Below are 1,722 nucleotides of genomic sequence, written 5' to 3'. Positions count from 1 at the left end.
TCTTTCACCCGAGAATCCGCTGGTCACAAGTATCTCCGGGGCTCGCTGATAAAAAAACTGAAACTCAATGTCATTGCCTGACACGGGATGGTATGACGCAGCACCAGCGCCGGTCTTCAGTTGACCCTGGCGGATGACCAGTACCCAGGTTCTTGCTCGGCGTAGGTAACGATTCCCTGTCTTGCAGTGACACGGGATGATGTGACGCGGCACCAGCGTCGGTCTTTCACCCGAGAATCCGCTGGTCACAAGTATCTCCGGGGCTCGCTGATAAAAAACTGAAACTCAATGTCATTGCTCGACACTGAATGCAGTAAACCCGGCACCAGCTCCTCGGCTGGGACCCGGCGACTGGCCATTACCCAGGCGCTCGCGCCGGCGTAGGTATTAATACCCCATGTCTCGCACTGACACGGGATATTATGACGCGGCACCAGCGTTGGTCTTTCACCTGAGTGCCTGCTGGTCACCAGGCGACGCTGGTATCAGATATCTAAGTTCAAAGTCTGTGACTGACACTGAATGTTATGACCCGGCACCAGCTCCTCGGCTGGGACCCTGGCGGCTGGCCAGCACCCCTGGATTCGTTCCCGCGCAGATATCAATTCCCATGTCTCGCACTGGCACTGGCACTGGGAGATGAACACTCATAGGCTTTGGTGAACGAACGGACCTTTTGCTCGGGCAGTGCGGCGCAAATTAGCTCAGGGCTTGAAACAGTCGGGCTATTCAAACTAGTCAAAATCAACACGAATGACTTAAAGCTCGACCAAACCTCAAGCCTATTGAATCAACTTGGTACGATGGATTGTTAATACCAAACTCAATATCTCTGACCGACACGGGATGTTATGACCCAGTACCAGCGCCGGTCTTTCTCCCGAGAACCTGCTGGTCGTGATTATCACCAGGGCCTCGCTGGAAACAAATATCCAAGCTCAATATCTCTGACCGACACTGAATGTTATGACCTGCCACCAGCTCCTCGGCTGGGAACCGGCGGCTGGCCAGTACCCAGGCGCTCGCTCCGGCGTAAGTATCATTTCCCCATGTCTCGCACTGACACGGGATGTTATGACCCAGTACCAGCGCCGGTCTTTCTCCCGAGAACCTGCTGGTCGTGATTATCACCAGGGCCTCGCTGGAAACAAATATCCAAGCTCAATATCTCTGACCGACACTGAATGTTATGACCTGCCACCAGCTCCTCGGCTGGGAACCGGCGGCTGGCCAGCACCCAGGCGCTCGCTCCGGCGTAAGTATCATTTCCCCATGTCTCGCACTGACACGGGATGTTATGACGCAGCACCAGCGCCGGTCTTTCACCCGAGAATCCGCTGGTCATCGTGAGTTGAGAATCCGTCAAAGACAATTGGCTTGAACACCATTTTCTAGATTGTTTAGTAATTAATTCATATTCATTGTCACCCCGAGAAATTGAACCGTCTCGGGCAACGACTCAATCTTGGGTCGTACCGTTCGGCTTGAGATGATTTTTGGATATTTATATGTATTTTTTTGTTTTTAAGAAGGACTGTACCGCTCAGGATTCGATTTCAATGTCTTGGTTAGACTCTTTCCGGTTAGCCAGTGGTCATTGATTCACTCTCGGGCTGGGTCGAATCATATTCTTAGGATGTCACGGTCGATGAAAGATGCTCGGGCAGGGTCGATTCTGATTATTAGGATGTCACGGTCGATGAAAGATGCTCGGGCAGGGTC

General features: G+C 52.5%; 1 protein-coding gene. It reads right to left on the bottom strand.

The annotated features are described in order from the left end of the window. Positions 1-249 (bottom strand): hypothetical protein (locus AB6D80_RS18950; protein ID WP_372189271.1); only part of this gene is annotated, 249 nt, incomplete at its 3' end. Positions 250-1,722: the final 1,473 nt, after the last annotated feature.

The sequence above is a fragment of the Vibrio sp. 10N.247.310.17 genome (genome assembly GCF_041466605.1).
Taxonomy (GTDB): Bacteria; Pseudomonadota; Gammaproteobacteria; order Enterobacterales; family Vibrionaceae; genus Vibrio; species Vibrio tasmaniensis_A.
Note: the sequence above shows the minus strand (reverse complement) of the source record. Positions and strands in the feature narration are given on the sequence as shown.